The following is a 26,214-nucleotide window of genomic DNA, read 5'->3' as shown; positions in this document are numbered from 1 at the left end:
GGCGGCAGGGGGTCGCGGCAGGGTGCCGCGTCCCGGCGCGGACGACCGTCGTCCACGCCGGGGAGCGCGGTCGCGGTCAGCAACCGCTCAGTGTGGCCGCGCGCGGCGGCGGCGTCCATCCGTGCCGACACCCATCACGGACGAGGGCTGCGCCCGCCGCTGCCTGGGCGTATCGGCCTGCGTGCTGCTTCGGGGAGGGACGCGTACGCCTTCCTGCGCAGGTCAGGGCCGTCGCCGCCACCACCTCCGGGCGGGACCCGGCGCGGTTTTGGGGTGGGGATCCGGGCTCGGGGCGACGGGCGCGGCGGCGCCGGGGTGAGGCGAGTCACGCAGGGACGTGATGAACGCGTCGACCTCCCCGCGGTCGTAGCCCTTCGCCGCGATGGTGAACTGCGGCGGTGGTCCGGGCGGACGGCCGTCCGCGTCGAGGAGGAAACGTTCCACCTCGCCACGGGCGTAGCCGCGTCGGACCAACGTGAATTCGGGAGGGTTGCGAGTCACTGTCGCCTCCGTTTGCCTCCGGTGCCGAATCGGCGGGTCACTGCCGGTGTGCGGTCGGCGGTGGCGGCGTGCGTGCCGTGGTGCCGACCGGTGCCCATCGTGCCGCACCGCGGCGCCGTGCACATTGCCGGAACCCGGAAGTCTTCGGCGCCTTAACGCGCCTCGTACGCGCCCCTTGAGGTGCCTCGTGTCGGGGACGGACCGCCGCCGCCCGCCGCCTCGACCGCGTTGGCGACGCCTTCCCGCGCGGCGTCCGCGGTGCCCGGCGGGCCCCCGTCCAACCTGCCGTCGATCGCGTTCCGGTACCCGGCGGAAACGAGCGCGCCGAGCGGGGCCACGCCGAGCGCGGTGCCGAACTCGCGGGTGACGTCGTTGAGCCCCATCTTGCATGATCGGCATATGATGTTGCCTATGGCGCAAAATGACGGCGAGCTGGACAGCCTCGTACGCAAACGCATCCGGGCCCTGCGTGTGGCCCAGGGCTGGTCGCTGGAGGAGCTGGCCGGCCGCGCCAATGTCAGCCAGTCGACCCTGTCGCGCATCGAGAACGGTCAGCGGCGGCTCGCGCTGGACCAACTGGTCGTCCTCGCCCGCGCGCTCGACACCTCCCTGGACCAACTGGTCGAGACGGCGTCCGACGACGTCATCACGAGCCCGATGATCGACGCCGCCCACAACCTGATGCGCTGGCCGATCAAGGGTTCCCCGGGCATGAGCGTGGTACGCCAGCGGATGACCGAGCCGCCGCCGGACAACCCCACGCGTATGCGGGCGCACCCGGGCCGGGAGTGGCTCGTCGTCCTGTCCGGCACCGCGATCCTGATGCTGGGGCACGCCCGGTTCCGCGTCGAGGCCAACCAGGCCGCCGAGTTCCCCACGATGCTGCCGCACGCCATCGGCGCGGAGGGCGGGCCGTGCGAGATCCTCGGCATCTTCGACCGCGACGCCCGGCGCGGCCACGAGCGCGACCGTACCGACAAGGTCGCCGACGGCGAGCGCTGAACGGACCTGGCTCGCCGCTCTTGCGCGTCCGGCGCCGCAGCCGACGATCTCCTTGCGTATGCGGCAATGAACGGTGCCAAGCGCGCATATCGGTCGTAGCGTGGCCGCCATGTCCCACGCACACTCGCACTCCCACCCGCCGCATTCGCACGTTCGCGAATCGGGGGAGCACAGCCCCGCCGACCTCGGTGGCCAAGCCGACATGCTCGACCTGGACGCCGAAGTTCTCACCGAGTACACCGCCGCCATCACCGCATGGCTGCCCGTCACGACCGCGCCCCGCGCGATCGTGGACCTCGGCAGCGGCACCGGAGCGGGGACGTTCGCCCTCCTCGACCGTTTCCCCGAGGCGCGCGTCACCGCCGTCGACTCGTCGGCCGAACACCTCCATCGCCTGCGCGAGAACGCATGCGCGCGAGGGCTCCAGGCGCGCGTCCACACCGTGCAGGCCGACCTGGACGCCGTCGACTGGCCCGACCTCGGCGCTCCCGACCTGGTGTGGGCGTCGGCCTCGATGCACCACATGGCCGACCCGGCGCGTGTCCTCCGCGCGGTCCGCGAACTACTCGCCCCCGGCGGCTTGTTCGTCGTCGTCGAACTCGCGGACCTGCCCCGCTTCCTGCCCGCCGACGCCCCGGAGGACCGGCCCGGACTGGAGGAGCGCCTGCACGCGGCGACCGCTCACCATGCCGCCCACGTACCCCATCGCGGTGCCGACTGGGGCCCGATGCTGACCGCTGCCGGATTCGACCTCGCGGGCGAACGAACCGTCGCCGTCACCGTCGAGGGCGCTCACAGCGCAGCCGTGGGCCGGTACGCCCGCACCGCACTGCAACGCCTGCGGGGCGGCGCAGCCGACGCGATTTCGCCCGAAGACCTCGCCGCACTCGACGCCCTGCTGGACAGCGACGGCCCGCGGAGCATTCTCCGCCGCACCGACCTCGCCCTCCGAACCGAGCGCACCGTCTGGGTCGCGCGTCCCTGAGGTGTGCGCAGCGCCGCGCTCGCGCAATTGCGGCTGCCGCCCGCCCCTACCCCGTGGTCCGCCCCTATGCTGACCCGTCGTCGCCTGATCGTCAGCCGACCGCGATCGTCTTGAGGGGATTTGTCGTGTCCGAAGCCGGTGTAGGGAGCTTCATCGCCGACATCGTCGCCAGCGTGTCGTTCTTCCTGCTGCCCGACGCGATCGCCGACGAGGCGCAGATCGTGTTCCTCGTCCTGCTCGTCGTCGCCTTCATCGCCCTCAAGGTGCGCGGCCGAAGGCAGCGCCGGTCCCAGGAAGCCGGTGTCGGCGCGCTGCCCGACCAGGCCGCCTCGGGCCGGAACCCCTTCGCGGGTTCGGCGCCTTCGTCCGCCCCCGACCCCCAGGTCGGCCACAACCCCTTCGGCGCCGACCACACCCGTCCACCCGCGCCCGGTCGGTGAATTCCCCGCCCCAGGCCCACTCCTGACCCACGTCGGTTCCGCGCCCCCGGCAGGGCGCGGACCCCGGTGTGCGGTTCAGCCGCGCCGTGATTCAGTCGCGCCCTGATGCGGACCACGTCGCCGCGATGACGAATTCGGCAACAGAGCCCGCGAATTCGTCGTCCAAGGCCCGGTCCGTCACCACGGTTCGGTGCACCATCGGGCCGGCGATCATTTCGATCACCAGGTCGGGGTCGCAGTCTGCGGCGACCTCGGTGCGGCGCTTTGCGCGCAGGACCAGTTCGCGGAGCTGGCCGCCCAACCGGCGCCAGGTGGCGTGCAGTTCGTCGCGCAGTTCGACGTCGTCGGTGTTGGCGAACACGATCGTACGCAGCAGCGCCCGCGTGTAGTCGAGGCGCTGGAACGCGGCGAACGCCGCGCAGAAGGCTCGGACATCGCCGGGCCACGAGCCGGTGTCCGGCATGTCCAGGCGCGTGCTCTGCCACTCCGCCGTCGCCGACCGCACCAGGTCCGTCCGGGTCGGCCAGTTCCGGTAGAGCGTGGCCTTGTGGACGCCCGCCCGCTCCGCGATCCGCTCCACGCGGAAGTCCGCGTACCCGTGCTCGACCAACTCCTCCCGTACCGCGCGCAGCACCGCGTCCCGGACCCTTGCGGCCGGACCGGGCGGGCGGCCGCGGCCCCGTGTCGGCCGCGGATCCGGCGTCTGCGCCGACGCCGGTGCCGACGCCGGTGCCGACGCCGGTGCCGGTGACGGTGCCGGTGACCGGGGAGGGTGTGCGGTCATCGGGGTGCTCCTGGTCGGGAGGTCGTCGAGGGTGCTGTCGAGGGGGTCGTCGGGTGTCGCGGGCGGGTGTCGCGGGCGGGTGTCGTCGGGGCGAAGCGCCACGGTACCGCTTGCCGCCCCTTCCATTATCTGCAACTATCCGTCGCAATTAATCAGTGTGGTCCGGCGGCACGCGCGCCGGGCCGACGCCGTCCGCGTGACGAGGAGATCCATGCCCCAGGCCGTCGTCGCCACCACCGCAGGTGGCCCGCTCGTCCTCGAACCGGCCGAGCGGCCGGCGCCCCCGCCCGGCCCCGACGAGGTCGTGGTCCGGACCGCGTACGCCGGAGTCAACTTCGCCGACGTCCTCATGCGCCGCGGTGCGGCGGCCCACGCGTTCCCCTTCGTCCCCGGCGTCGAGGGATCCGGCGTCGTCGCCGCCGTCGGTCCCGGCGTCGACGGCCTCGCCCCCGGGGACCGGGTGGCCTGGGCGCCGGTCCGCGAAGCCTCGCGCGTCGGGTCGTACGCCGAACACTCCGTCGTCGGCGCCGCGCAGGCGGTCCCGGTGCCCGCCGACATCCCCCTCGACACCGCGGCCGCCGTCCTCCTGCAGGGCCTGACGGCGCATTACCTCGTGCACGACCAGCACCCGGTGGGCCCCGGCGTCACCGTCCTGGTCCACGCCGCGGCGGGCGGCACCGGGCGGATCGCCGTGCAGTGGCTCAAGCACCTGGGCGCGACCGTCTACGGCACGGTCGGCAGCCCGGCCAAGGCCGCGGTCGCCGCCGAGGCCGGGGCCGGGGCCGACCACGTCATCGACTACCGCCAGGGCGACTTCGCCGACGAGGTGCTGCGCCTCACCGCGGGCCGCGGCGTCGACTACATCGTCGACGGCGTCGGAGCCGGGACGTTCCGCGCCGACCTGAAGGCGGTGGCCGTCCGTGGCCGCATCTGCGTATTCGGCCAGGCCGCCGGAGCCCCCGAGGCCTTCTCCCCGCTGGAACTCGTCGCCCGGTCCGTCACCGTGTCGGGCGGCTACATGACCAATTTCCTGCGCGACCGCCCCGAGGTGCTCGCGACGGCCGACCGGGTGTGGGAGGGCGTACGGGAGGGCTGGCTGCGCCCGCTCGTGCACGCCGTACTCCCACTCGACCGGGCCGCGGAAGCGCACCGGCTCCTCGAAGACCGCGCGACCGCCGGCAAACTCCTGCTCTCCGTCGGAGGCGAGACCCCGTGACGACCAAGGCGATCAACCTGACGACCAACTGCCTGCAAATCGAGTCGGCCGTACGCGATGTCCCGGCAGCCTGCGCCGACTTCGGTGGCCTGCTCGGCGCGGCGCCCATCGAACAGGAACTCGTGCGCAGAATCTCCGGCGTCGTGCTCGACATCGACCACCGGGGTTGCGGCGACGCGGTGTTCCAGTTCTGTAGCCCGCTCACCGAGAACATCTTCACCGCCGAGGAACTGCGCCGCGTCGGCGGGCCGTGCGTCACCAACCTCACCTTCTTCGTGGACGACGCCCCGGCCGCGCGCGACATCCTCGAAGGCGCGGGCGCCACCACGCGCCTGGCCTGGCGCACCGCGAGCGGCTCCTGGCTCAGGTTCCTCGGCGAGGGCAACGCCAAGCCCGACGACGCCCTCGCCGAAGGCTTCTACATGGGGACGCGGCACCTCTTCGGCTTCGACTTCGAGTTCTCCGAGGCCCCGTGGATCGATGCCGCGAAACAGCGGTACATGTACCCGGCGTTCACCTACCCGAGGCCGCAAATCGACGACAAGGTACGGCGGTTGGCTCGCCTACGCGTGCTGGTGGACGACCTCGACCACTACCTCGGCAACATCGAACGGCTCTTCTCCGCGGAGGACCGCACCGACGCGTACGGACACGACTCCGGTCCCGAAGCCCGCTCCGCGCGCGTCGCTCTGCGCGGCCTCGAACTGGAGTACGTACAGCCGCACCGCGGCGGGCAGTTGTACGACGACCTCCTCCGCCGCGGTCCCGGCATCACCACCGCGGTGTTCGCGGTCGACGACCTCGCATCGTGGCCCCAGGCGACCTTCCCGCGCCGCGACGTCCTCGGCTTCGACATCGAACTCACGGCAGTCGAACCGGCGTTCGGGGCCCGACCCGCGCCCGCGCCCTCCGCTCACGGCAACGAAGGAGCACCCCATGGCGCCTGACGAGACACCGCTCCGCTTCGACGGCCGCGTCGCCGTCGTCACCGGCGCCGGACGCGGACTGGGCCGCGCCTACGCGCTGTTGCTCGCCGAACGCGGGGCCGCGGTGGTGGTCAACGACCTCGGCGTCGACACCCACGGCAACGCGACCGCCGAGGACCGGGCCGCTGCCGTCGCCGCCGAGATCCGGGACGCCGGAGGCACCGCCGTCGCCAACCGCGACACCGTGGCCACCGCGGACGGCGGCGAGGCGATCATCGCCTCGGCCCTCGCCGACTTCGGCCGCGTCGACATCGTCGTCAACAACGCAGGGCCGCAAGGCGGCGACGGATTCGCCGAGTTCGCGGAGGAGCGCATCGACGCGCTGCTCACCGCCCACCTCCGCGGCGCGTTCCACGTCACCCGTCCCGCGTGGCGGGCCATGCGCACGCAGCGGTACGGCCGCATCGTCATGACGTCCTCGCAAGCTGTCTTCGGCATCCCCTGCACCGCCCCCTACGCAGCGGCCAAAGGCGGGCTCATCGGCCTCACCAACACCCTTGCCTTGGAAGGCGCCAGGCACGGCATCAAGACCAACGCGGTGCTCCCCGTCGCCCGTACCGCCGGGAACGACGGCATCCGCAACGCGGCCTTCCGCACCTGGCTGCAACACTTCCGCCCCGAGCACGTGGCGCCCGTCGTCGCGCTCCTCGCGCACGAGGACTGCCCCTGGAACGGCGAAAAGCTCATCGCCGGCGGAGGCCGCGTCTCCCGCCTGTTCCTCGCCACCACCAGGGGCGCGTTCCTCCCCGACCCCACCCCCGAGGACGTCGCCCGCGCGGCAGACGCCGTAGCCGACGAAAGCGCCTACACCGTTCCCGCCGGCGCCATGGACGACATGGCCGCCTGGACCCCCCACTTCACCTGGCCGGACCAGGACACGAAGATGAACCTCTACTGACCGCGTCGGCCCGCGCGCGCAACCGCGCCGAGCGCGCGAAGTCCCAGACCCGCCCGCGGCCGCCTTGCCGGGCCCCGGCGACACCGCCCCCGCGGAGCGCCCGGCCCACCCGAGCGCCCCGCGGCACGTGTGTCACCAAGGCCCGCGGAACGCCGCACCGGCCCACCGGCTTCGGCACGGCAGGCCGTTGCGTTTGAAGACCTGCGTCCGCGCACGCGAGCGGCCGGAACGCCCCGTCCGAGGTCAGCTGTCGAGGTAGCCGTTGCGGCCGTCGTGGCCGTCCGCCTCGACGTCGTCGAACCAGTGGCCGCCCTCGGCCAAGTAGCGGAAGTACAGGCGCTGTTCGGCCGGGACCTGGACGGACACCGCACGCGTGCCGTCCTTGCGGGCGGCAAGCGTGTGGACGCCCGGCTCCCACGCGTTGAAGTCGCCCACCACGCTGACCGCGCCCGTGGGCAGGTCGCCGGGCAGGATGAACGTGACGTCGACCTTGTCCTTCAAACGCGTGCGCTCCAGCATGGCCCGCGGGCTCCTTCCGGGAGTGGATGCACGGACGGACGGTCCGACCCGTGCCGACTGGCCGACATGCTGCCGTGCCGCGGCCGGACGACCCGCGCATTCCGGGCGCGGCGCGCGGTGATTCCGCCAAACGGCGGCCGGAGACGCGCCGTTCCGCGCGGCACTGGCACGCCGTCGTGTCACGCCGTCGCGGTCACTGCTGCGCGGGCACGGCTGTGCGGTCACGCCGACGCGGCGCGGAGCAGGGCGTCCAACATCGCGGTGAGCGCCGGATGGTCCGGGGACGTGGCGCGGACCGCCGCGTACACCCCACGCACCGCACCGGCGTCGCCCAGATCGCGGACGACCACCCCGTCCCGCACGTGGGGCCCGGCGCCCATCCCCGGGACCACGCTCACCCCCAGCCCGGCGGCGACGAACGCCTGGGCGGTGAGGTAGTCCTCGGACCGCACCGCGAACTCCGGGCGGAACCCGGACGCCGCACAGACCGCGAGGACCGCGTCCGTGCACGGCCCCTGCCAGGCGCTGCCGACCCACGGCTCGCCCACCAGGTCGGCGAGCGCGACCGTCTCGCGGGCCGCCAGCGGGTGGGCGGCGGGGAGAAGCACGCGGTAGGCGTCCGAGAGCAGGTACGTGAACCGCAGCCCGTCCTCGGACGGCGGCCCGCCCGCGCGGAGCACGAGCGCGAGGTCGGCGCGCCCCTCGCGGACCTCCGGCAGCGGATCGGCCGGGTCGGTCAGGCGCAGGTCGACCTGGACGCCGGGACGCTCGCGGCGCAGGGCGGTGACGGCCGGGGCGACCAGCGCCGCGCCCGCCCCCGCGTAGTAGCAGACCGACACCCGGCCTGCCCGGCCCGCGCGGAGATCGGCCAGCAGGGCCTCGGTCTCGCCGACCCGTGCGCCCACCTCCGCGGCGCACTCGCCGAGCAACTGCCCTGCCTGGGTCGGGCGCACGCCGCGCGCGGTGCGCTCCAGCAGCGGCAGCCCGGCCTCGCGCTCCAACGCGGCGATCTGCTGGCTGACCGCTGACGGCGTATACCCGAGGCGCCGCGCGGCCGCGGTGATGGACCCCTCGGCCAGGACGGCTTCCAGCACCTGCATGCGTCGCACATCAAGCATGCAGGGGAGCTTAACGGTCCGTGCAGATCTTTTCGCTTGTCTAAAGGCAGCGGGAGCGAGACGGTGGCTGTGCAACGCCCGCCGGACACAACGCCGACTCAACGCCGGACACAACGCCGACTCAACGCCGGACGCGGGGCCGGACGCACTCCCGGACGCACTCCGGACGTGCGGCCGGAGGCACGACCGACCCCCGTTGACCCCGGTTGCCCCACGTCCAGCCCGCGTCGAACCCCACAGCAGAGACGACACTTTCAGGAGAAGCCATGCCCGGATTGATCATCGTCGGCGCCGGACCGCTGATCGGCCGTTCCGTCGCCCGGCGGTTCGCCCGCGAGGGCCTGCCCGTCGCGGTGGTCGCCCGCGGCTCCGCCACCGCGGAGGAGACCGCCGCCGCGGTCCGCGGGGACGGCGGCCGGGCGCTCGCGTTGGCCGCCGACGCCACCGACGAGAAGGCCCTGCGCACCGCACTCGACACCGCCGTCGACGCACACGGGGTGCCCGACGCCGTCGTCTACAACGCCGGTCTGATCCGCGCCGACCGACTCGGCGACCTGTCCGCCGACGAATTCCTCGCGACCCTGGCCGTCAACGTCGTCGGCGTCCTGACCACCGCCGCGCACCTCGGCCCCCGCATGGCCGCCGCCGGACGCGGCACGTTCCTGGTCACCGGCGGCATGCCGCAGCCGCTCGCGGACTACCTCAGCCTGTCCCTCGGCAAGGCGGGCGTACGCGCGGCGACGGACATGGTGGCGCAGGAACTGGGCCCCTCCGGCGTCCATGTGACGACCGTCACCGTGGCGGGCGAGGTCAGGCGCGGCACGGCGTACGACCCCGACGACATCGCCGAGCAGTACTGGGAGTTGCACCGACGTCCCGAAGCGGACTGGCAGCGCGAGGTCCTGTACGCCCGCTGAGCGGGCCCCGTCCCGGCGCGCGGGCCGTCGCGGTCCGGCCCGTGACGTCATCAGCGCAGAGCGAGCTCGAAGCGAGCTCACAGCGCCGGTTCCTCCGGAGGCGTCAGCGACGAGTAGAGCGCGCGGCTGTTGTTGAGATGCGCCAGGTACCAGACACAGCCCTTGGCATCGAGTTCCAGCGGAGGCGGATTGGGGACCCACGCCAGCGTGACCCCTTCGGTGCTCACCGCCGGGAGCCTCTCGACATTGCGCGCCGCGGCGAACCGCTCGGCCTCCTCGCGGTCGCGCCACAGCGGCCGCACCGGGTAGTCGCGGTCGCCGCGCCCGGGTCGCGTCATCGCGCGCAGCAGGGCGGGGCTGTAGATGCCCCTGACCCGGAAGTTCTCCAGATGGCGGCTCTCGATCACGATCCGTATGTACGAGGTGCGGTTGCCTCGGTGGCGTCCCACGACGAACACCTTGTCGCCGCCGTCGCCCCACTGCGGGGGCAGCACCCAGACCTTGGCCCCGCCGGAGAAGTGCCGGAGGCCCCTGCGGATGTCGAGGCCGTGGTCGCCCTGGGCCGTCTCGGAGCGCACGTTGGCCACCACTCCGAACGCCGACATCTCGGCAGGTGTCCGTGCCTCGGTCCCCGTCGCACCGTCCATGCCGCCATGCTCACGGCGTACCACGGTGCCCGGCAACGCCTTTACCAGGTCAGCCCGGGATCTGCCCGGTGCCGCGACAGGCCGAGCAGTCGACCCATTCACGGCGTTCGACGACCTTACCGTCCCTGACCTCGGTGACCCTCCGGAAGTAACCCTTCCGGCCCCCGCACACGCCGCACTCCATGGGAAGGTCCTCCGTCCGCCTCCACGGCCGTTACGGTGAGTCTAGGACCCCTCACGGCGCTGGAGTACCCGTGGACGATGACAACGGATGGCGTAACGCGTGGCCGTTCCGCTGCCACGACGACGTGCCGCACGCGTGGAAGTACAACGGCGAGTACGTCCCGGGAAAGCCCTGGTCGAAGTACTGCCTGGGCTGCTTCATGGTCAAGGCGGGCAACACCACCGACAACGACCCGACGCCCGAAGCGGTCGTACTGCCTCGGATGAACGGGTGAATTAGGACAACTATCACGTATCCCTTTGCGAGGTCCGTCGTTGGGCACGTTGCCGAACCCGATCGGCAGCATTTCGTGGAGGAATTGTGAACAACATCAAGAAGGCGGCCGTCCTGGCCGCCGTCGCCGGCGGCGTCGTGGCCGCGGGCGCCGGTGCCGCGCACGCCAGCTCCGACGCGGACGGCGCGGCCGTCGGCTCGCCCGGTGTCCTGTCCGGCAACGCCGTCCAGGTCCCCGTGCACGTTCCGGTGAACGTCTGCGGCAACAGCGTGGACGTCATCGGTGCCCTGAACCCGGCCTTCGGGAACACGTGCATCAACCACGGCTGAACCCGCCTGCCGCCCGCGGTCTGCCCTCCTTGGCCGCGGTCGGTTGCGCCGAGCGCCCCGCCTCCCGGTATGCCGGGAGCGGGGCCGCTCGCGTTTCGGGACCGGGCGTACCGCGTCCGCCCGTTACGGCCCCGCGCGCGGTGCCCGACCCCCGGGCGCGAGTCCGCGCGCACATGTCGCACACTTGAACGAAGACCTCATCCGAACACCGTCGAAACCGAAACCGGTATCGAAGCGCCCAAGAGTGGTGACCGGATGCAGCTCTTCGATCGCAATCCGGTCACCTCGGCACCCGACCCGGCCCGGCGGCCCCGAGAACCGCGATGATGGGGATTGCCTTCGTCGTTCTCCCACGTTGTTCACGGTGACGCCGCGTTCCCGGTGACGCCTCGCGTCGGGGGACCAAGGTCAGCAGGCGGAAGAAGGGGTGCCATGGACCGTACGGATCGCATCGGCAAGCGGGCCCGCGTGGCCGGATGGCTGCGTCGCGTGCAGCGCGAGGACCCGGGGGCCGGCCGCGACCGGCGGGCCGACCTCATCCTCGACGTGGTACGCCTCGGCTGGCCCGTCTGCCCCGCCGCCCACCCCCTCGAATACGGCTGCTCGTGCGACCGCATCGGCTGTCCGTCGCCCGGCATGCACCCCCTCTCGTTCGCCTGGCAGACCCAGGCCACCACCGACGTCGTCCAGGTCACGCGCTGGCTGGAGCGCCATCCCGACGCCAACTTCGTCACCGCGACCGGCGTCGCGCACGACGTGCTGGACGTTCCCGCCGAAGCCGGCGAACTCGCCCTTCAAGCCCTCGGGTCCGAGGTCGGCCCGGTCGCCGCGTGCGGCCCCGACCGGCACCTGTTCTTCACCGCGACGCGCGGCACCCCCGTCGACGAGGACGAGTGGTGGCCCTGCGAGCTGGACTGCCATCCCGAGACGCTGGACGAACACCCCGGCCTGCGCTGGCACTGCCGCGGCAGCTACGTCCTGCTGCCGCCGTCGCGCCACCCGTCGGGGGAGCGGATGCACTGGATCCGCGGCCCCGAGACGCCGCTGCCCGACCCGTTGCGCGTCCTCGACGTGCTGACGGACGCGTGCGACACGGTCGGCGCGTCGGCCGTCGACTCCCGCTGGCTCATGGGCATGTGACCTTTGCGCGTGCGGCCGAGCGAGCCGGACCCTCCCGGCTCACTCCGCTTTGCCGCACGCCGCGCATACGCACGCCGCTTTCCGCACGCCCGCGGCCTGCTCCGTCTGCCACCCGCGTGGCTGTCACCTGCTCCGACCTCAGCCGCGTCGGCCTTCGGCCGCGTTGCCTTTCGGGCGCCCTGGCCGGAAGCCGCTCTGGCCGTCAGCCGCTTTGCCGGTCACCTGCACCGGCCGCGGCCGGTCACTCGCCCTCGGCGCCCACGACCCCCGTCATGATCGCGACCACCTGCACCTGCCCGGCCCCGGCCCGCGGCACCACGGCCGCGTACGCCGCCAACTTGTGCTCGGTGACCGACCTCTTCGGCTCCGCCGCCAGGAACGCCCGCTGCGTCGGCTCCACCTGGCCCAGCGTGTTCGGCGGCTGGACCGTCAGCTTCATGCTGTGCGTCACCGCGAAGAGCACCAGCGCCCCGCCGTCGGCCGTGCGGATCGCGAGCGGCTCGTACTGTGCCGCCGGCGTGTCCACGAACTGCCGTACGTAGCCGTTCTGCACGGGTTCCTCGCGCAACTTGCGCGCCTCGCTCGTGTGCGGCCCCGGCGCGAACAGCTCCGCCGACGAGCGCCCGTCCGTCAGATAGCCGGTCAGCGCCGCCGCGGTGTCGCGGGGCAGCGCGGCCAGGCCCGGTGCGTCCGGGGGCAGTTGCTCGACATGGCCGTCCTTGTCGCGGTACGGCTCGGGGAAGGACGCCCCCGCCCGCAGCGTCGGCCCCCACGAGGCCCGCCACGGTGCGTCCGGGCCGTCCTTGGTGAAGACCAGCAGCATCGGGCGCGCGTTCGCGTACGACGGCGTGTTGTGCACCGCGAACCACTTCGGCCAGCCGACCGTGCGCGGGATCCAGTACGTCGGGTTGTCGTGCGTGAAGGCCGGGATCTCGCGCTTGCGCTCCGGGTCGTTGAACTCCATGACGCGCAGCGACGCCTGGTCGATCGCCCCGACCGAACCGGTCTCGATCGCGGAGTTCAGCGCGGCGTCGCGCTTGGCGTAGACCTCGTTGTTGCGGGCGTCGAAGTCGGCGAGCACACCCGCCGCCTCGCGCTCGTCCAGCGGTGCCACGCGGGCGTTCTCGCCGTCGACGCTGACGCAGCCGGACGCGGCGGCGGCCAGCGCGAGGGACAGCGCCAGCGCGGGGACCGCTCTGGATATTCGGCGCACTCGGGGCATTCGGCGCATGCGCGATGCCGGCGAACTCTTCTGCCTGGGGGAAGTGTGTGCGGTACGGGACACGACGGGGAGACTACGGCAGCGTCAGGATCTCCGCGCCGCTGTCCGTGATGACGATGGTGTGTTCGAACTGCGCGGTGCGCCTGCCGTCCTTGGTGACGACCGTCCAGCCGTCGTCCCACATCTCGTACTCGTGGGTGCCGAGCGTCAGCATCGGCTCGATCGTGAACGTCATGCCCGGCTCCATCACCGTCACGGCCCGCGGGTCGTCGTAGTGGGGGATGATCAGTCCGGAGTGGAACGACGAGTTGATGCCGTGGCCGGTGAAGTCGCGGACCACGCCGTAGCCGAAGCGCTTGGCGTACGACTCGATCACGCGGCCGATCACGTTGATCTGGCGGCCCGCGCGGGCGGCCTTGATGCCGCGGTGCAGCGCCTCCCGGGTGCGCTCGACCAGCAGGCTCGACTCCTCGTCGACGTCGCCCACCAGGTACGTGGCGTCGGTGTCGCCGTGCACCCCGTTGATGAACACCGTCACGTCGATGTTGACGATGTCGCCGTCTTCGAGCCGCGTGGTGTCGGGGATGCCGTGGCAGATGACCTCGTTGATCGACGTGCACACGGTCTTCGGGAAGCCGCGGTAGCCCAGGCACGACGGGTAGGCGCCGTGGTCGAGGATGTACTCGTGGGCGACCCGGTCCAGCTCGTCGGTCGTGACGCCGGGCGCGACGTGCTTCGCGGCCTCGGCCATCGATCCGGCGGCGATGCGTCCGGCGATCCGCATCTTCTCGATGGTCTCGTCGGTCTGGACGTCCGGCCCCTGGTACGGCGACGGCGCCGCCTTCCCCACGTACTCCGGCCGGGGGATGCCGGCGGGGACGGTGCGGATCGGGGTCGGTCTGCCGGGAACGAGAGTCGCCATAACCTGCGAGTGTAGCCAGCGCCGTACGGGCATCATCACCCGCGAACACGCACCGCGACGTCGACCGGCAGGGAGCCCGCATGTTCAGGCTGTGGAGGCGGCCGAAGGGCCGCGAGGGCGAGTGGTTCTACTGCGTGCGGCACAACAAGGTCGAGGAAGGCCCGGAGTGCCGTGCCCTCGACCGCCTCGGCCCGTACGAGACCCGGGCGGAGGCCGAACACGCCCTGGAGATCGCGCGCGAGCGCAACCAGACGTGGGAGAACGACCCGCACTGGAACGACCCGCGGCCGGAGGAGTGACCGTCACGGCCCGACGGACGGCCGCGCGGCCGGTCACTCGGGTTCGGTGACGAACCCTCCGCCCACCGCCAGCACACCGTCGAGCTCCGCGAGCTCGGCCACCAGTGACTGCGGTTCGCCGGCGCCGTCGAGTTGGAGCACGACGTACGTCACCCGTCCGCGCACCCGGTCGACCGGATCGGGGGCGTCGGCCGCTCCGGGGTCGTGGTCCTGGTGGTGCACCGACACGTCGTGGACGCGATAGCCGTGGGCGACCGCCGCGACCAGCGCGGCCGGGAGCACCGCGTGTGCGGGCAGGTACGTCAGCCGCAGCTCGACGCTTTCGTCCTTCTCCCCGCTGAACAGCCTGATCAGCGGCGTGTATCCGAAGACGACCACGAAGTGCAGCGCGGTCACGCCTATTGCGAGCAGCGGCAGTCCGGCGGCGCAGGCCATGCCGACCGCGCAGGTGAGCCAGACGACGGCGGCGGTGGTCAGGCCGCGCACGCTGTCGCGTCGGACGAAGATGAGGCCGCCGCCGATGAAGCCGATGCCGGAGACGATCTGCGCGGCGATCCGGGAGGGGTCGTAGTTGGGCGCGTCGGCCGGGAGGACGTCCCGGAACCCGTACTTGGACACCTCGACGAACAGCGCGGTGCCGACGCCGACGAGGGCGTGCGTCCGCAAGCCCGCGCTCTTCTGCCGGACCTCGCGCTCGATGCCGATGGCGCTCGACAGCACGAACGCCAGGAGTACCTGCCAGAGTTGGTGCCACTGGTCGTCCCGCGTCAGCTCCGCGGCCAGCCCAAGGCCGCCGGATATGCCGTCGTCCACCCCAACACCACCCCAACACCGCCTCAGCACGGCCTCGACAAGGCCTCGACAAGGCCTCGGCACCGCCTCAACAACGCCTCACGCCCGGAACCCGGTCCGGCCGAGATCACGTTACGACCTCGGTGATCGGCCCAGGTTACGGGCGTGAGACGCGCCTTCCGCGGAATGCCGGTGCGGGGTCGGCGACTTATCGGCCGACCGGGTGATTTCCGCGGGCTACTTCTTGGCGGCGACGCGGCGCGTCGCGGTCTTGCGGGCGGCGCGCTTGGTCGCCGGGGCGCGCTTCGCGGCCGACTTGCGGGCGGGGGCCTTGGCCGACGCCTTCTTCGCGACCGGCTTGCGCGCGGCGGACTTCTTCGCGGCCAGGGTCTTCTTGGGGGCGGCCTTCTGCGCCGCGGTCTTTCGGGCGGTGGTCTTCTGGGTGGTGCTCTTCTTGGCCGCGTTCTTCTTGGCCGTCGACTTCGCCGTGGTCCTCTTGCCGGCGGCCTTGGTGGCGGCCTTCGTCGCCGCCTTGGTGGCCGCGACCTTCTTGGTGACCGCCTTCTTCGCCGCCGTCGTGCGCTTTGCGACCGCCTTCTTGGCGGCGGTCTTCTTGGCACCGGCCTTCTTTGCGGCGCTCTTGGCGGTCGCCTTCGCGGTGGTCTTCTTCGCCCCGGCCTTCTTGGCCACGGGCTTCTTCGCGGTCGCCTTCTTCGCGGTCTTCTTGACCGCGGTCTTCTTGGCGGTGCTCTTCTTCGCGGCGGACTTCGCGGCCGCGGCGGTCCGGTCGTCCACCTCGCCAGTGGAGCCGCTGCGCTGCACGGAGCGAAGCGCGGACATCGCCTGGGCCTTGGTCGCGTACGACATCGACTTGGCGAGCGTGGTGCCGTCGGCGGCTTCCAGAACAAAGCCGTACTTGCCTGTACGCCCCTTGCTGAGAACGAACTTCGCCGGCATCGGTGCCTCCCGTGTTCGGGCCATGTCCGGCCCGTTGCCGAACGATTTCCGTATCAAAGAAGCACGAATTGTCGCTGTTGTCACATATTTCGGTGCTTTTGGGTGAAGTGTCAAAGGTCGGAAATACTCGTATGGCGGCTTAGGTCCGAATTGAGCTGTGACCTCGGCTGCATCTGGGCGCAGCCCTGGTGCCTCTTGAACACCCCACTGGCAGGATCACGCCATGACTACCCCCTCCAACGCCCAGCGCGACCCGCGCGACCTGCCGGACGTCGGCAGCCTCGTGGTCGGCGTCCTCGGCGGCACCGGTGAGCAGGGCCGCGGCCTCGCGTACCGGCTGGCCGTCGCGGGCCAGAAAGTGATCATCGGTTCGCGCAGCGCGGACCGCGCCGAGTCCGCCGCCGCGGAGCTGGGCGCGGGAGTTCGCGGCACCGACAACGCCACGTGCGCCGCCGAGAGCGACGTCGTGATCGTCGCGGTGCCGTGGGAAGGACACAAGGAACTCCTCGTGTCCCTCGCGCCGCAGCTCGCCGGGAAGATCGTCGTCGACTGCGTCAACCCGATGGGCTTCGACAAGCAGGGCGCGTACTCGCTGCCCGTCGAGGAGGGCAGCGCCGCGCAGCAGGCCGCGGCCGTCCTGCCCGAGTCGCGCGTGACCGCGGCGTTTCACCACGTCTCCGCGGTGCTCCTGCTGGACCCGAACGTCGAGTCGCTGGACACCGACATCATGGTCCTCGGCGACGAGCGCGCCGCGACCGACGCCGTCCAGGCGCTGGCGAGCCGGATCCCCGGCATGCGCGGCGTGTACGCGGGACGCCTGCGCAACGCGGGCCAGGTCGAGGCGCTCACCGCCAACCTGATCTCGGTGAACCGTCGTTACAAGGCACACGCGGGTGTGCGCATTACTGACGTCTGACGTCTGACGTCTGACGTCTCACGTCTCACGTCCGATGTCTGACGTCTGACGGACGCGGGTGCGTGCGGGCTCGCTGTCTGCGGGCTGCGCAACCGCGTACGGCCGTGCGGCCGATGGCACCGACACGCGGCCGACCGTGGTAACCGACGACGCCGTGCCTGCTGTCGGTGGTGCGTCACCACGTCGCAAACGACGCACGGCTTTGGCACGCCGAAGGCCCGGCACCTTCCGGTGCCGGGCCTTCGGCGTCCGCTCGGGAGCTCACATCCCGTGGTTCGCCCCTGGTCCGCGAATCAGGCGGCCAGCGAGGCGGCCCAGGCGTTGAGGGCCTTGGTGTGGTTCTCGCCGGACTTGGCGTCCACGGCGTTCTGGAGGCCTTCGAGCAGGAACTTCACCATGCCGGAGGTGGCCGGGTCGGTCAGCGTGACGCGGGCCTGCTCGTCCACGCTGAGGCGTGTGTGCACCTCGGGGATGGCGATCTCGGGGCCGTGCACGACGTACGCGGCGAGGTTGCGGAGCTGGCCCTTCAGCTCCTCCTGGGCGCGGATGCCGCCCTGGACGCCCGGCGAGGAGGACAGCACGGCGACGGGCTTTCCGGCCCACGAGGACTGGCCGTACGGACGCGAGGCCCAGTCGAGCGCGTTCTTGAGGACGCCGGGGATGGCCCGGTTGTACTCCGGGGTGGAGATGACCACGCCGTCGGCGGCCTGGACGGCCTCGCGCAGGCGCAGTACCGAGGCCGGTACGTCCGCCTCCAGGTCCTGATTGAAGTGCGGCAGCTCGTCGATGCCCTTGAAGACCTCGATCGTCATGCCCTCGGGGGCGAGCGGGCCGAACGCGTTCAGCAGGGCGGTGTTGAACGACTCGGTCCGGATGGAACCCGAGATGGCGAGGATGCGGGTCATGGCGGAACCTCCAGCGGCTTTGTGGTTGAACGTTGAACAACGTACCTCGGGGTCGTTGAGATTTCAACTTCCGGGTCGAGGGCTGCCGGGCCGGGTTTCCCCGTCCCGCCAACAGCGCGCCGCCGGGGTGCGCCTCGCTGCCGTCCCCCGGGTATGCAGGTCCGGGCGCCGGGCTTTTATTCCGTTCGGCCACAATGACGTGAACGACACCGCCGCCCTGGGAGCCGACCGCATGTCCTCCGCACCTTCCTCGCCCGCAGCCTCGTCGGCATCCGCCGGTTCCGCGGGCGGCGCGCATTCTGTACGTACGCCGCGTGTGGCCGTACTGGCCCTCGCCGTCTGCGTACTCGCCCTGGTGGCTGCCGTGATTGCGTTCGCCGACGGAAGTTGGCTCGGCGTCCCGTTCCTGCTGCTGGCCGCGGTCGACGGCAACATCGCGTGGTTCTACCTCCGCCGAGCCCGCAAGACCCAGGCGGTCGATACGTCGAGCTGATCCCGGGCAAGACCACCCGAACCCGCGCTCGCCCGAGTCGACTTGCGCCCGCTCGCGTCCGTGAGTCGGGCCTGCGCCCACTCGCGCGCCCGAGCCCGCCTCCGCCCGTATTTCGCGCCTGGTCGCCCCGCCTGAGCCCTCGCCTCCCGCCTCGCCTTCCCGCTTCCATGCCACCCCGGCGCCCGCTCGTGCGCCCCGTGCGCCCGGGTGGCACGCCGTGGGCGCCGGTGGCGAACACCCTCTTTCGCCTGATTTTCGGGGCCTGGGAGTGTGTCGACGTCGTACTCGAACAAACTTTCGCTTACGCTGGTCCGGCGGAGTTATCCACAGGTGTGCGAGGCGCGGCCCACGATGTCGGTGGGACGGGTTAGCGTCAGGACAATGAAGCGCACACCACGACCCGACAGGGCGGCATCAGCGATGGCAGGAGCAGGACAGGACCGCGAGAAGGCGCTCGACGCCGCCCTCGCCCAGATTGAACGGCAGTTCGGCAAGGGCTCCGTCATGCGCCTCGGCGACGACGCGCGGGCCCCTGTCGAGGTCATCCCCACCGGGGCGATCTCCCTCGACGTCGCGCTGGGCATCGGCGGTCTGCCGCGCGGTCGCATCGTCGAGGTGTACGGCCCGGAGTCCTCCGGCAAGACGACGATCGCCCTGCACGCGATCGCCAGCGCGCAGCGCGCCGGCGGCGTCGCCGCGATCGTCGACGCCGAGCACGCCCTCGACCCGGACTACGCGAAGAAGCTCGGCGTCGACACCGACGCCCTGCTGGTCTCGCAGCCCGACACCGGTGAGCAGGCGCTTGAGATCGCGGACATGCTGATCCGCTCCGGCGCGCTCGACATCATCGTCATCGACTCCGTCGCGGCCCTGGTGCCCCGCGCGGAGATCGAGGGCGAGATGGGCGACTCGCACGTCGGTCTCCAGGCCCGCCTCATGAGCCAGGCGCTGCGCAAGGTCGCCGGTGCGCTCAACCAGACCAAGACCACCGCGATCTTCATCAACCAGTTGCGCGAGAAGATCGGCGTGATGTTCGGTTCGCCGGAGACCACGACCGGTGGCCGCGCGCTGAAGTTCTACTCGTCCGTGCGGCTCGACATCCGCCGCATCGAGACGCTGAAGGACGGCACCGAGGCGGTCGGCAACCGCACGCGCGTCAAGGTCGTGAAGAACAAGATGGCCGCGCCGTTCAAGCAGGCCGAGTTCGACATCCTGTACGGCGAGGGCATCAGCCGCGAGGGCGGCCTCATCGACATGGGCGTGGAGCACGGCTTCATCCGCAAGTCGGGTGCCTGGTACACGTACGAGGGCGACCAGCTCGGCCAGGGCAAGGAGAACGCCCGCAACTTCCTCAAGGACAACCCCGACCTCGGCAACGAGATCGAGAAGAAGATCAAGGAGAAGTTGGGCGTGGGCCCGCGCGTCGACGCCGAGGCCCCGGCCGAGGCGGCCCCGGCGGCCGCGGAAGGCTCCTGACCGACCCGCGACAGCGGGCCGGAGGGAACCGGGACGAGGGAACGGGGCCGGGCGGCAGACCCGGCCCCCCACGCGCGGACGGCTCGGGGGCCGTCGGCGTGGCGACGTTGCCGCGGCAGGGAAGTGGGCGGAGGCAGTGCGAGCGGTGAGCGGCGGGAACCGCCGTGACGAGGGGCCCGCGCACGACGGCGCGGGACAGGCGGACGACGGGCCGGAGCCCGCGGACGCCGTGCCGGAATGGAACGACACATGGGCGGGGCGGGTCAGCCCCGAGGAGCAGGAACGCGCGCGGGCACTGCTCGGCATGGCCCTGCAAGGAGGCTCGGGGGCCGCCGACGCGATCCAGGAATGGACCGAGGCCAACCGCCGAGCACCCGGCCGCACCGTGCCCGGCGCCGCTCCCAAGCGCACCGGCGCCGACCCCCAGGACACCCCGGACGCCCCAGACATCTCGAACACCTCGGACACCTCGGACACCGAGGACAACGCGCCGCGCCCCGGCGGCAGGCGCCGCGGCCGCCGCCGTCGTGACAACACCGGGGAGCCGGGCGCGCCACGCCGCGAACGGCGCATCGGACCCGCGCAGATCAACCCGGACGAAGACCCCGAGGCGCAGGCCCGCGCGATCTGCCTGCGCCAGTTGACCGGCCAGCCGCGCACCCGCGCGCAATTGGCCGACGCCATGAAGCGCCGGGGCGTCCCCGACGACGTGGCGGAACACGTGCTCGGCCGGTTCACCGAGGTCAAGCTGATCGACGACGCGGCGTTCGCGGCGGCCTGGGTCGACACCCGGCACACCGGCCGCGGCCTCGCCCGCCGTGCCCTCGCCCAGGAACTCCGGCAGCGCGGCGTCGACTCCGCCCTCGTCAGCGAGGCCGTCGAACGACTGGACCCGGAACAGGAGTTGGCCACCGCCCGAGCGCTGGTCGAACGCCGTATCCCGGCCACCCGCCGCCTCGACCGCCAAGTCCGCATGCGCCGACTGGCCGGCATGCTGGCCCGCAAGGGCTACGGCGAGGGCCTGTCCCTGCGCGTCGTACGCGAGGCCCTGGACGCCGACGAAGCCGCCCACCGCGATTTCCCCGACGACCCCTGGTCCTACGAACCTTTCGGCGCCGACGACACACCCCCGGAACCAGAGGACTGACCGCCGGACAGAAGCACCACCACACGCACCCCACCTGACAACCACCGCCGCACCGGAACGCCAGGGCTGCCGCGTTCCCGCCACCTCGCATTGCGTGGGCTCCGACTCGACCACCGACGAGGTCACCGCGCGCGCCGACCGCGAGGCCGCGGAACTCTGTGCCCGTGCCGACGCCGAGGCGGCCGACATCCGCGCCGCCGCCGCTGAGGTGCAGCGCGAGAACCGCCGCGTCACCGAGGAACTCGCCGACCGCCGTGCGGACTTGGCGTGCCGGGAACAACGGGTCTCGGCGCGCGAGGAGCGCCTCGACACCGACCGCGCGCGTGTCCGCGAGCGCATCGCCGACCTCGCCGTGGCCGAGGAGCGGTTGGAGGCCAAGCGCGCCCAGCTCGCCGAGGTCGCGGAGGAACGACGGCTCGTGCTGGAGCGTGCCGCCGCACTCACCGCCGAGGCCGCCAAGGCCAGGACGTCGTCCACGCCATCGAGGCCCACCACAACGAGGTCGAGGTCCGCTCCGTCGAGGCGGTGCTGACCCAGGCGGCGGACGCCGTCTGGGGAGGGCGTCCGGGCGCACCGCGCGGGTCGTTGGAGATGTACGTCAAGCGAACGCCTGGAGCAGATCTCCTCGCACACACCGGCGTGCACCGCGTCTTCGCGATGCAGGTCGGGCGCGAGGTGCGGGTCATGGTGCTCCCGGAGCTGGTGGACGACGTTCAGGCGCAGGTCGTCGCGTGGGACGTGGCCAAGCAGGTCGAGGAGGAGCTGACGTACTCGGGGCAGATCAGGGTCACCGTCGTCCGCGAGAGCCGGGCCGCCGAGTACGCCCGCTGACCACTTCGCGCCGCGCCGCGTCGTCGCGCCCACGCCGCGAAAGCGCTGCGCTTACCCTGGGACCACGCATCACCCGCGTCACCGCCCGCGGCCCGCCACAAGCGGGCCGTCCCGCCGCTCGGCGGGCCGTCCCACCGACGGCTCCACCGACGTCCAGCGACCGTCCCACCGACCGTGACCCCACGAAAGGCCACCTCCGTTGGCGATCAGCGTCTTCGACATGTTCTCGATCGGCATTGGCCCGTCGAGTTCGCACACGGTCGGTCCGATGCGCGCGGCCCGGATGTTCGCCCGGCGCCTCAAGTCGCAGGGGGTGCTCGCCCAGACCGCGTCGGTGCGCGCCGAACTGTTCGGCTCGCTGGGCGCCACCGGTCACGGCCACGGCACACCGAAGGCTGTCCTGCTCGGCCTGGAGGGCTTCTCGCCGCGCACCGTCGACCCCGAGGGCGTCGAGCCGGTGTTGGAACGCGTCCGCGCGACCCGCCGCCTGCGTCTGCTCGGGGCGGAACTGGGCGACGCGCACGAGATCGCTTTCGACGAGGCCGCGCAACTGGTGCTGCACCGGCGCAAGTCCTTGCCGTACCACGCCAACGGCATGACGCTGGGCGCGTACGACGCCGAGGGTGCGCCCGTACTGGAGAAGACCTACTACTCGGTCGGCGGCGGCTTCGTGGTCGACGAGGACGCCGTCGGCGCGGACCGCGTCAAGCCCGACGACACCGTGCTGCGCCATCCCTTCCGCACCGGCGACGAACTGCTGCGCCTCACCCGCGAAACCGGTCTGTCGGTCTCCGCCCTGATGCTGGAGAACGAGAAGGCCTGGCGCACCGAGGCGGAGGTCCGCGCGGGCCTCCTGGAGATCTGGGACGTCATGCGCGCATGCGTGGCCCGCGGACTCAAGACCGAGGGCATCCTCCCCGGCGGCCTCAAGGTCCGCCGCCGCGCCGCGCACACCGCCAAGGTGCTCCGCGCCGAGGGCGACCGGGCCAGCCACGCCATGGAGTGGGTCACCCTGTGGGCGATGGCCGTCAACGAGGAGAACGCCGCGGGCGGCCGCGTCGTCACCGCCCCCACCAACGGCGCCGCGGGCATCATCCCGGCGGCGCTCCACCACTACGCCGCGGCGGTCCCGGGCGCCGACGACGACGGCGTCGTACGGTTCCTCCTCGCGGCGGGGGCGGTCGGCATGCTCTTCAAGGAGAACGCCTCCATCTCGGGCGCCGAGGTCGGTTGCCAGGGCGAGGTCGGCTCCGCCTGCGCGATGGCCGCGGGCGGCCTCGCCGAAGTCCTCGGCGGCACCCCCGAACAGGTGGAGAACGCCGCCGAAATCGGTATCGAACACAACCTCGGCCTCACCTGCGACCCGGTGGGCGGCCTCGTCCAAATCCCCTGCATCGAACGCAACGGCATGGCCGCCGTCAAAGCCGTAACCGCCGCCCGAATGGCCCTCCGCGGCGATGGCCGCCACCACGTCTCTCTCGACAAGGCCATCAAAACCATGAAGGAAACCGGCGCCGACATGAAAACCAAATACAAGGAAACCGCCCGAGGCGGCCTCGCCGTGAACATCATCGAGTGCTGATCCCCGGCCCCGGCGCCGACTGAGCAGTACGCCGCCGGGGCCGAACTCGTCGTGCCGACGGACCACTTCGGTGCGTATCGCCTCGTCACCCGGCCGGACCCGGCTCGGCCGGACCCGACCGGACCCGGCTCGGCCGGACCCGGCTCGGCCGGACTTGGCTCGGCCGGACCCGACCGGACCCGGCTCGGGCGGACCCGACCGGACCCGGCCCGGCCTGGCGGCTCGCCGGCAATCACACGTCCCGGCTTTTGACCCCCTGTCGCCCGGCGTGACCAGATTGAGGGAGTCGAGTGGCGGAAAACCGCCCGTGCGCGGCTCACGGTGAACATCATTGAGCTTTGGGTGGCTTTGCCGTTCCGGGGGCGGGACGCTCGATGATCTTGGTCGGCCCGGGGTGTTCGCGGGTGGAAAATCGGGCGACTAGTAACAGGCCCTTGGATTGAGATCGCGAACGCGCGACGGGGATTGGTTGTGACCGGCGGCCGGAGGTTGGGACGGCCCGGGCTTGGGGAATGGGGTGGGAGCTCGGGGGTGTTGGGTGGGGATGGGTGATTCCGTGGGGAATGTAGACGAATCGTCGGCGCGGGAGCGTTTGGCGGCGGATCGGGTGGCGACGTTGGCGCAGATCGCCGCGCTGAGTCGCGACTTCGACGAGATCGTGGCGGCCAACGCCCTGGTGGCGGTGGATGACGAGCATGACCCGGAGGGGTCCAGCACCGCGTTCGAGCGGGCGCATGTCGCGTCGTTGCTCGCGCAGGCGCGGGAGCGGCTCGCGGAGCTCGATGTGGCGTCGGAGCGCTTGGGGCGCGGTGAATACGGGCGCTGCGACGTGTGCGGCGAGGCCATTCCGGCGGAGCGGCTGGAGGTGCGTCCGGCGGCGAGTACGTGTGTGCGTTGTGCGGATGCGCCCCGTCGCTGAGGCGGGTGGAAGGCGACAGCGAGGGCCCCGCGGCCACAAGGCTGCGGGGCCCTCGGTGTTGTCAGGGGGGCGCGGTGGTCGGTCAGACGCCGGCCATCATTTTTTCGGGCTGGTGTTCGACGACCGGGGCCCCAGGCGCGTTGCGGCGTACCGATTCGATGCCGTCCATGCACGCCTGCTTCGACTTGTACGCCTGGCTCGTCGCGATGATCTGGCCGTTGCCCGCGAGCAGGTGCCAGCGCCATTTCCCGGCCTTGTCGTTGAACCACTCGAACTTGCCCGTCACAGAAATCACCTCAAATGCTGTGGATGGTGACGTATTGGCAGAGTAGATCCGCTGGTGCGGCGGAGCATCTCGAACGGGTGAACGCTCCGGCGATCTGGAGGCATGCTGGGGGGCATGTATGGCGAGCGGCAGGCCGGTGTCCCCGGGGCGGTTGTGTGGTGGCGGCACGCCGACAGCGCGCCCGAGACGGCGGCGCGCGTCCTGCCGGACGGTTGCATGGACCTCATCTGGATGGGCGGTGACCTGGTGGTCGCCGGGCCCGACACGGTCGCGCACGTCATCGGGGAGGTCCCCGGGGAGCCGTATACCGGTATCCGCTTTGCGCCCGGACTGGGGCCCGCGGTCTTCGGGGTCCCGGCCGTGGAGCTGCGCGACAGCAGGGTGCCGCTGGCGGAGCTTTGGGGCGGGTCCGTGGGTGAGCTGATCGAACGTATGGGCGAGTCCGACGATCCCGCGGGTCTGCTGGAGCAGGTCGCGTCGCGTCGGCTGCGCGAGGCGGCGCCGGATCCGGTCGCGGCGATGGTGACCGAGGGACTGAGGCGCGGCGCCGGTGTCGCGCACCTGGCGCGGCGGGCCGGGCTCAGCGACCGGCAGTTGCACCGGCGCAGCGTGGCGGCGTTCGGGTACGGCCCCAAGACCCTCGGACGCGTGCTCCGCCTCGGTCGCGCTCTCGAACTCGCCCGCGGTGGAAGCAGGTTCGCCGACGTCGCGGCCATGTCCGGGTACGCCGACCAGGCGCACCTCGCCCGCGAGGTGCGGTCCCTGGCCGGCGTACCGCTGGGCACGCTGCTGGGCCTCTGAGGCCGGACGCGCCGCTCGGTCCCTGCGGAGGCCGCGCTGGTCCGCGTCCTTCCGCGCCCCTGTCCACGCCAGGTCGCCCCGCGCAGCCCGCGCTCTGTCTGTCCTCAGTCCCCGGCCAATCCGCGCTCAGTCCGTGCTCGGCCCGCGCTCTGTCCGCGCTCAGTCGGCGCCGGGCAGCGCGGCCAGGAGGTCGACGGCGTTCCCGTCCGGGTCCAGGACCGTCGCGTAGCGCTGGCCCCAGAAGGCGTCCCAAGGCGCCTTGTGACCGGGGTGGCCTTCCGCGAGGAGTTCGGCGTACAGGCTGTCGACGTCCGCCGGGCTCGCACAGGTGAAGGCGACGGCCATGCGGTGGCCGCCCTTCGGCGGCTCCCAGTCCGGGTCGAAGGTGCGGACCGTCTCGACGGTGTCGAACACCAGCAGCAGCCCGCCCGGGAGAGGTACGTCGACGTGCGGCTGCGCGTCGGCGTCGGCCGGGATGTCGAGGCCGAGCCGCCGGTAGAAGGCCAGTGCGGCCGCCATGTCGGCGACGACCAGCCCGAAGAACGTGATCTGCGGTTTCGGAGTGCTCATGCGCCCAAACTAGGCAGCCGGGCGCCCGCGGGTCTTGAACGAATCGGACACGGCGCGTCGCTCGCGGCTGGTCCCGATTCCGCCCGCCGGTTCGCGCGTCGCGGCTAGCCGCGCCCCCTGCCCCCGGCCGTACGCTCGGGCGCCGGGCGCCGGGCG

Annotated in this window: 32 protein-coding genes and 1 pseudogene; 20 read left to right on the top strand and 13 right to left on the bottom strand. The window is 72.0% G+C overall.

From position 1 onward, the window contains the following. Positions 1-222 precede the first annotated feature (222 nt). A complete protein-coding gene (locus tag ACRX5S_RS11620; RefSeq protein WP_436772793.1) occupies positions 223-444 on the bottom strand; it encodes a hypothetical protein in 222 nt (73 codons plus the stop codon). Between the two features lie 254 nt (positions 445-698). After that, positions 699-941: pseudogene (locus tag ACRX5S_RS11615) on the bottom strand (MFS transporter); the annotation flags it as partial. On the opposite strand from ACRX5S_RS11615, the gene ACRX5S_RS11610 reads away from it, so the two are divergent. The 3 genes from ACRX5S_RS11610 to ACRX5S_RS11600 all read left to right on the top strand — a co-directional run bounded on the left by ACRX5S_RS11610 (position 904) and on the right by ACRX5S_RS11600 (position 2,928). Next, the gene (locus ACRX5S_RS11610) at positions 904-1,503 is read left to right on the top strand and encodes a helix-turn-helix domain-containing protein (protein WP_436773196.1); all 600 of its coding nucleotides are present in this window, start codon (positions 904-906) and stop codon (positions 1,501-1,503) included. The pseudogene ACRX5S_RS11615 and the gene ACRX5S_RS11610 overlap by 38 nt on opposite strands. A 109-nt stretch (positions 1,504-1,612) precedes the next feature. After that, a complete protein-coding gene (locus ACRX5S_RS11605; protein ID WP_436772792.1) occupies positions 1,613-2,488 on the top strand; it encodes a class I SAM-dependent methyltransferase in 876 nt (291 codons plus the stop codon). Between the two features lie 125 nt (positions 2,489-2,613). Continuing rightward, on the top strand, positions 2,614-2,928 hold the full coding sequence (locus ACRX5S_RS11600; protein ID WP_436772791.1) for a hypothetical protein: 315 nt from the start codon (positions 2,614-2,616) through the stop codon (positions 2,926-2,928). 91 nt (positions 2,929-3,019) lie between these two features. Here ACRX5S_RS11600 and ACRX5S_RS11595 read toward each other — a convergent pair whose 3' ends face one another. Next, a complete protein-coding gene (locus tag ACRX5S_RS11595; protein WP_436772790.1) occupies positions 3,020-3,562 on the bottom strand; it encodes a TetR/AcrR family transcriptional regulator in 543 nt (180 codons plus the stop codon). A gap of 361 nt (positions 3,563-3,923) precedes the next feature. Between ACRX5S_RS11595 and ACRX5S_RS11590 the strand changes: the two genes are divergently transcribed. Genes ACRX5S_RS11590 through ACRX5S_RS11580 form a run of 3 tightly spaced genes read left to right on the top strand, consistent with a single transcriptional unit; the run spans position 3,924 to position 6,812 of the window. Continuing rightward, a complete protein-coding gene (locus ACRX5S_RS11590) occupies positions 3,924-4,928 on the top strand; it encodes a quinone oxidoreductase family protein (protein ID WP_436772789.1) in 1,005 nt (334 codons plus the stop codon). Then, a complete protein-coding gene (locus tag ACRX5S_RS11585; RefSeq protein ID WP_436772788.1) occupies positions 4,925-5,875 on the top strand; it encodes a hypothetical protein in 951 nt (316 codons plus the stop codon). The genes ACRX5S_RS11590 and ACRX5S_RS11585 overlap by 4 nt, the downstream gene beginning before the upstream one ends. Continuing rightward, positions 5,865-6,812 carry an SDR family NAD(P)-dependent oxidoreductase gene (locus ACRX5S_RS11580; protein WP_436772787.1) on the top strand — a complete coding sequence of 316 codons (948 nt, stop codon included), beginning with the start codon at positions 5,865-5,867 and terminating at the stop codon, positions 6,810-6,812. Before ACRX5S_RS11585 ends, ACRX5S_RS11580 begins: the two co-directional genes overlap by 11 nt. A 243-nt stretch (positions 6,813-7,055) precedes the next feature. Here the strand turns inward: ACRX5S_RS11580 and ACRX5S_RS11575 are convergent, their stop codons facing one another. Together ACRX5S_RS11575 and ACRX5S_RS11570 are read right to left on the bottom strand one after the other, a co-directional pair. Further along, the gene (locus ACRX5S_RS11575) at positions 7,056-7,331 is read right to left on the bottom strand and encodes an isoamylase early set domain-containing protein (protein ID WP_436772786.1); all 276 of its coding nucleotides are present in this window, start codon (positions 7,329-7,331) and stop codon (positions 7,056-7,058) included. A gap of 221 nt (positions 7,332-7,552) precedes the next feature. Next, positions 7,553-8,449, bottom strand: coding sequence for a LysR family transcriptional regulator (locus ACRX5S_RS11570; protein ID WP_436772785.1), 897 nt, complete (start codon positions 8,447-8,449; stop codon positions 7,553-7,555). A 266-nt stretch (positions 8,450-8,715) separates the two neighbouring features. Between ACRX5S_RS11570 and ACRX5S_RS11565 the strand changes: the two genes are divergently transcribed. Continuing rightward, entirely contained in the window at positions 8,716-9,366 is a 651-nt protein-coding gene (locus ACRX5S_RS11565) for an SDR family NAD(P)-dependent oxidoreductase (protein WP_436772784.1), read from the top strand. Positions 9,367-9,443: 77 nt separating this feature from the next. Here the strand turns inward: ACRX5S_RS11565 and ACRX5S_RS11560 are convergent, their stop codons facing one another. Next, the gene (locus ACRX5S_RS11560; protein ID WP_436772783.1) at positions 9,444-10,013 is read right to left on the bottom strand and encodes a hypothetical protein; all 570 of its coding nucleotides are present in this window, start codon (positions 10,011-10,013) and stop codon (positions 9,444-9,446) included. 254 nt (positions 10,014-10,267) lie between these two features. Here ACRX5S_RS11560 and ACRX5S_RS11555 point away from each other — a divergent pair, with 254 nt between their 5' ends. The 3 genes from ACRX5S_RS11555 to ACRX5S_RS11545 all read left to right on the top strand — a co-directional run bounded on the left by ACRX5S_RS11555 (position 10,268) and on the right by ACRX5S_RS11545 (position 11,940). Next, positions 10,268-10,471, top strand: coding sequence for a hypothetical protein (locus ACRX5S_RS11555; RefSeq protein WP_436772782.1), 204 nt, complete (start codon positions 10,268-10,270; stop codon positions 10,469-10,471). Positions 10,472-10,557: 86 nt separating this feature from the next. Further along, complete coding sequence (locus ACRX5S_RS11550) at positions 10,558-10,800, top strand: chaplin (RefSeq protein ID WP_436772781.1); 243 nt, start codon at positions 10,558-10,560, stop codon at positions 10,798-10,800. Positions 10,801-11,232: 432 nt separating this feature from the next. Continuing rightward, positions 11,233-11,940: a bifunctional DNA primase/polymerase gene (locus ACRX5S_RS11545; protein WP_436772780.1), complete on the top strand. Its 708-nt coding sequence runs from the start codon at positions 11,233-11,235 to the stop codon at positions 11,938-11,940. A gap of 241 nt (positions 11,941-12,181) precedes the next feature. Here the strand turns inward: ACRX5S_RS11545 and ACRX5S_RS11540 are convergent, their stop codons facing one another. Both ACRX5S_RS11540 and map read right to left on the bottom strand, forming a co-directional pair. Continuing rightward, entirely contained in the window at positions 12,182-13,153 is a 972-nt protein-coding gene (locus tag ACRX5S_RS11540; RefSeq protein WP_436772779.1) for a hypothetical protein, read from the bottom strand. An 82-nt stretch (positions 13,154-13,235) separates the two neighbouring features. Then, positions 13,236-14,084: a type I methionyl aminopeptidase gene (map, locus tag ACRX5S_RS11535; protein ID WP_436772778.1), complete on the bottom strand. Its 849-nt coding sequence runs from the start codon at positions 14,082-14,084 to the stop codon at positions 13,236-13,238. Positions 14,085-14,164: 80 nt separating this feature from the next. Between map and ACRX5S_RS11530 the strand changes: the two genes are divergently transcribed. Then, positions 14,165-14,383, top strand: coding sequence for a hypothetical protein (locus tag ACRX5S_RS11530; RefSeq protein WP_436772777.1), 219 nt, complete (start codon positions 14,165-14,167; stop codon positions 14,381-14,383). A gap of 33 nt (positions 14,384-14,416) precedes the next feature. Here the strand turns inward: ACRX5S_RS11530 and ACRX5S_RS11525 are convergent, their stop codons facing one another. Beyond that, positions 14,417-15,196: an MgtC/SapB family protein gene (locus ACRX5S_RS11525; protein WP_436772776.1), complete on the bottom strand. Its 780-nt coding sequence runs from the start codon at positions 15,194-15,196 to the stop codon at positions 14,417-14,419. A gap of 216 nt (positions 15,197-15,412) precedes the next feature. Then, on the bottom strand, positions 15,413-16,132 hold the full coding sequence (locus ACRX5S_RS11520) for a DUF1508 domain-containing protein (RefSeq protein WP_436772775.1): 720 nt from the start codon (positions 16,130-16,132) through the stop codon (positions 15,413-15,415). A gap of 223 nt (positions 16,133-16,355) precedes the next feature. On the opposite strand from ACRX5S_RS11520, the gene npdG reads away from it, so the two are divergent. Beyond that, positions 16,356-17,048, top strand: coding sequence for an NADPH-dependent F420 reductase (npdG, locus tag ACRX5S_RS11515; RefSeq protein ID WP_436772774.1), 693 nt, complete (start codon positions 16,356-16,358; stop codon positions 17,046-17,048). A gap of 293 nt (positions 17,049-17,341) precedes the next feature. Here the strand turns inward: npdG and ACRX5S_RS11510 are convergent, their stop codons facing one another. Continuing rightward, positions 17,342-17,953: an NADPH-dependent FMN reductase gene (locus ACRX5S_RS11510; RefSeq protein ID WP_436772773.1), complete on the bottom strand. Its 612-nt coding sequence runs from the start codon at positions 17,951-17,953 to the stop codon at positions 17,342-17,344. Between the two features lie 199 nt (positions 17,954-18,152). Here ACRX5S_RS11510 and ACRX5S_RS11505 point away from each other — a divergent pair, with 199 nt between their 5' ends. From ACRX5S_RS11505 to ACRX5S_RS11475, 7 genes are all read left to right on the top strand, one after another. Beyond that, complete coding sequence (locus tag ACRX5S_RS11505) at positions 18,153-18,446, top strand: hypothetical protein (RefSeq protein ID WP_436772772.1); 294 nt, start codon at positions 18,153-18,155, stop codon at positions 18,444-18,446. A 420-nt stretch (positions 18,447-18,866) separates the two neighbouring features. Then, complete coding sequence (gene recA / locus ACRX5S_RS11500) at positions 18,867-19,922, top strand: recombinase RecA (protein ID WP_436772771.1); 1,056 nt, start codon at positions 18,867-18,869, stop codon at positions 19,920-19,922. Positions 19,923-20,226: 304 nt separating this feature from the next. After that, a complete protein-coding gene (locus ACRX5S_RS11495; protein WP_436773195.1) occupies positions 20,227-21,069 on the top strand; it encodes a regulatory protein RecX in 843 nt (280 codons plus the stop codon). Positions 21,070-21,163: 94 nt separating this feature from the next. Continuing rightward, entirely contained in the window at positions 21,164-21,601 is a 438-nt protein-coding gene (locus ACRX5S_RS11490) for a hypothetical protein (RefSeq protein ID WP_436772770.1), read from the top strand. After that, entirely contained in the window at positions 21,595-21,900 is a 306-nt protein-coding gene (locus ACRX5S_RS11485; RefSeq protein WP_436772769.1) for a hypothetical protein, read from the top strand. The genes ACRX5S_RS11490 and ACRX5S_RS11485 overlap by 7 nt, the downstream gene beginning before the upstream one ends. 199 nt (positions 21,901-22,099) lie before the next feature. Continuing rightward, positions 22,100-23,482, top strand: a complete 1,383-nt coding sequence (locus ACRX5S_RS11480) for an L-serine ammonia-lyase (RefSeq protein WP_436772768.1) — start codon at positions 22,100-22,102, stop codon at positions 23,480-23,482. 544 nt (positions 23,483-24,026) lie between these two features. After that, the gene (locus tag ACRX5S_RS11475; RefSeq protein ID WP_436772767.1) at positions 24,027-24,401 is read left to right on the top strand and encodes a TraR/DksA family transcriptional regulator; all 375 of its coding nucleotides are present in this window, start codon (positions 24,027-24,029) and stop codon (positions 24,399-24,401) included. Positions 24,402-24,483: 82 nt separating this feature from the next. Here ACRX5S_RS11475 and ACRX5S_RS11470 read toward each other — a convergent pair whose 3' ends face one another. Beyond that, the gene (locus ACRX5S_RS11470; protein ID WP_436772766.1) at positions 24,484-24,687 is read right to left on the bottom strand and encodes a YegP family protein; all 204 of its coding nucleotides are present in this window, start codon (positions 24,685-24,687) and stop codon (positions 24,484-24,486) included. Between the two features lie 114 nt (positions 24,688-24,801). On the opposite strand from ACRX5S_RS11470, the gene ACRX5S_RS11465 reads away from it, so the two are divergent. Next, positions 24,802-25,488: a helix-turn-helix domain-containing protein gene (locus ACRX5S_RS11465; protein ID WP_436772765.1), complete on the top strand. Its 687-nt coding sequence runs from the start codon at positions 24,802-24,804 to the stop codon at positions 25,486-25,488. Between the two features lie 159 nt (positions 25,489-25,647). On the opposite strand, the gene ACRX5S_RS11460 is transcribed toward ACRX5S_RS11465, so the two are convergent. Further along, on the bottom strand, positions 25,648-26,058 hold the full coding sequence (locus ACRX5S_RS11460; RefSeq protein WP_436772764.1) for a VOC family protein: 411 nt from the start codon (positions 26,056-26,058) through the stop codon (positions 25,648-25,650). Between the last annotated feature and the right edge of the window lie 156 nt (positions 26,059-26,214).

Source organism: Yinghuangia sp. YIM S09857 (assembly GCF_051388915.1).
GTDB lineage: Bacteria > Actinomycetota > Actinomycetes > Streptomycetales > Streptomycetaceae > Yinghuangia.
Note: the sequence above shows the minus strand (reverse complement) of the source record. Positions and strands in the feature narration are given on the sequence as shown.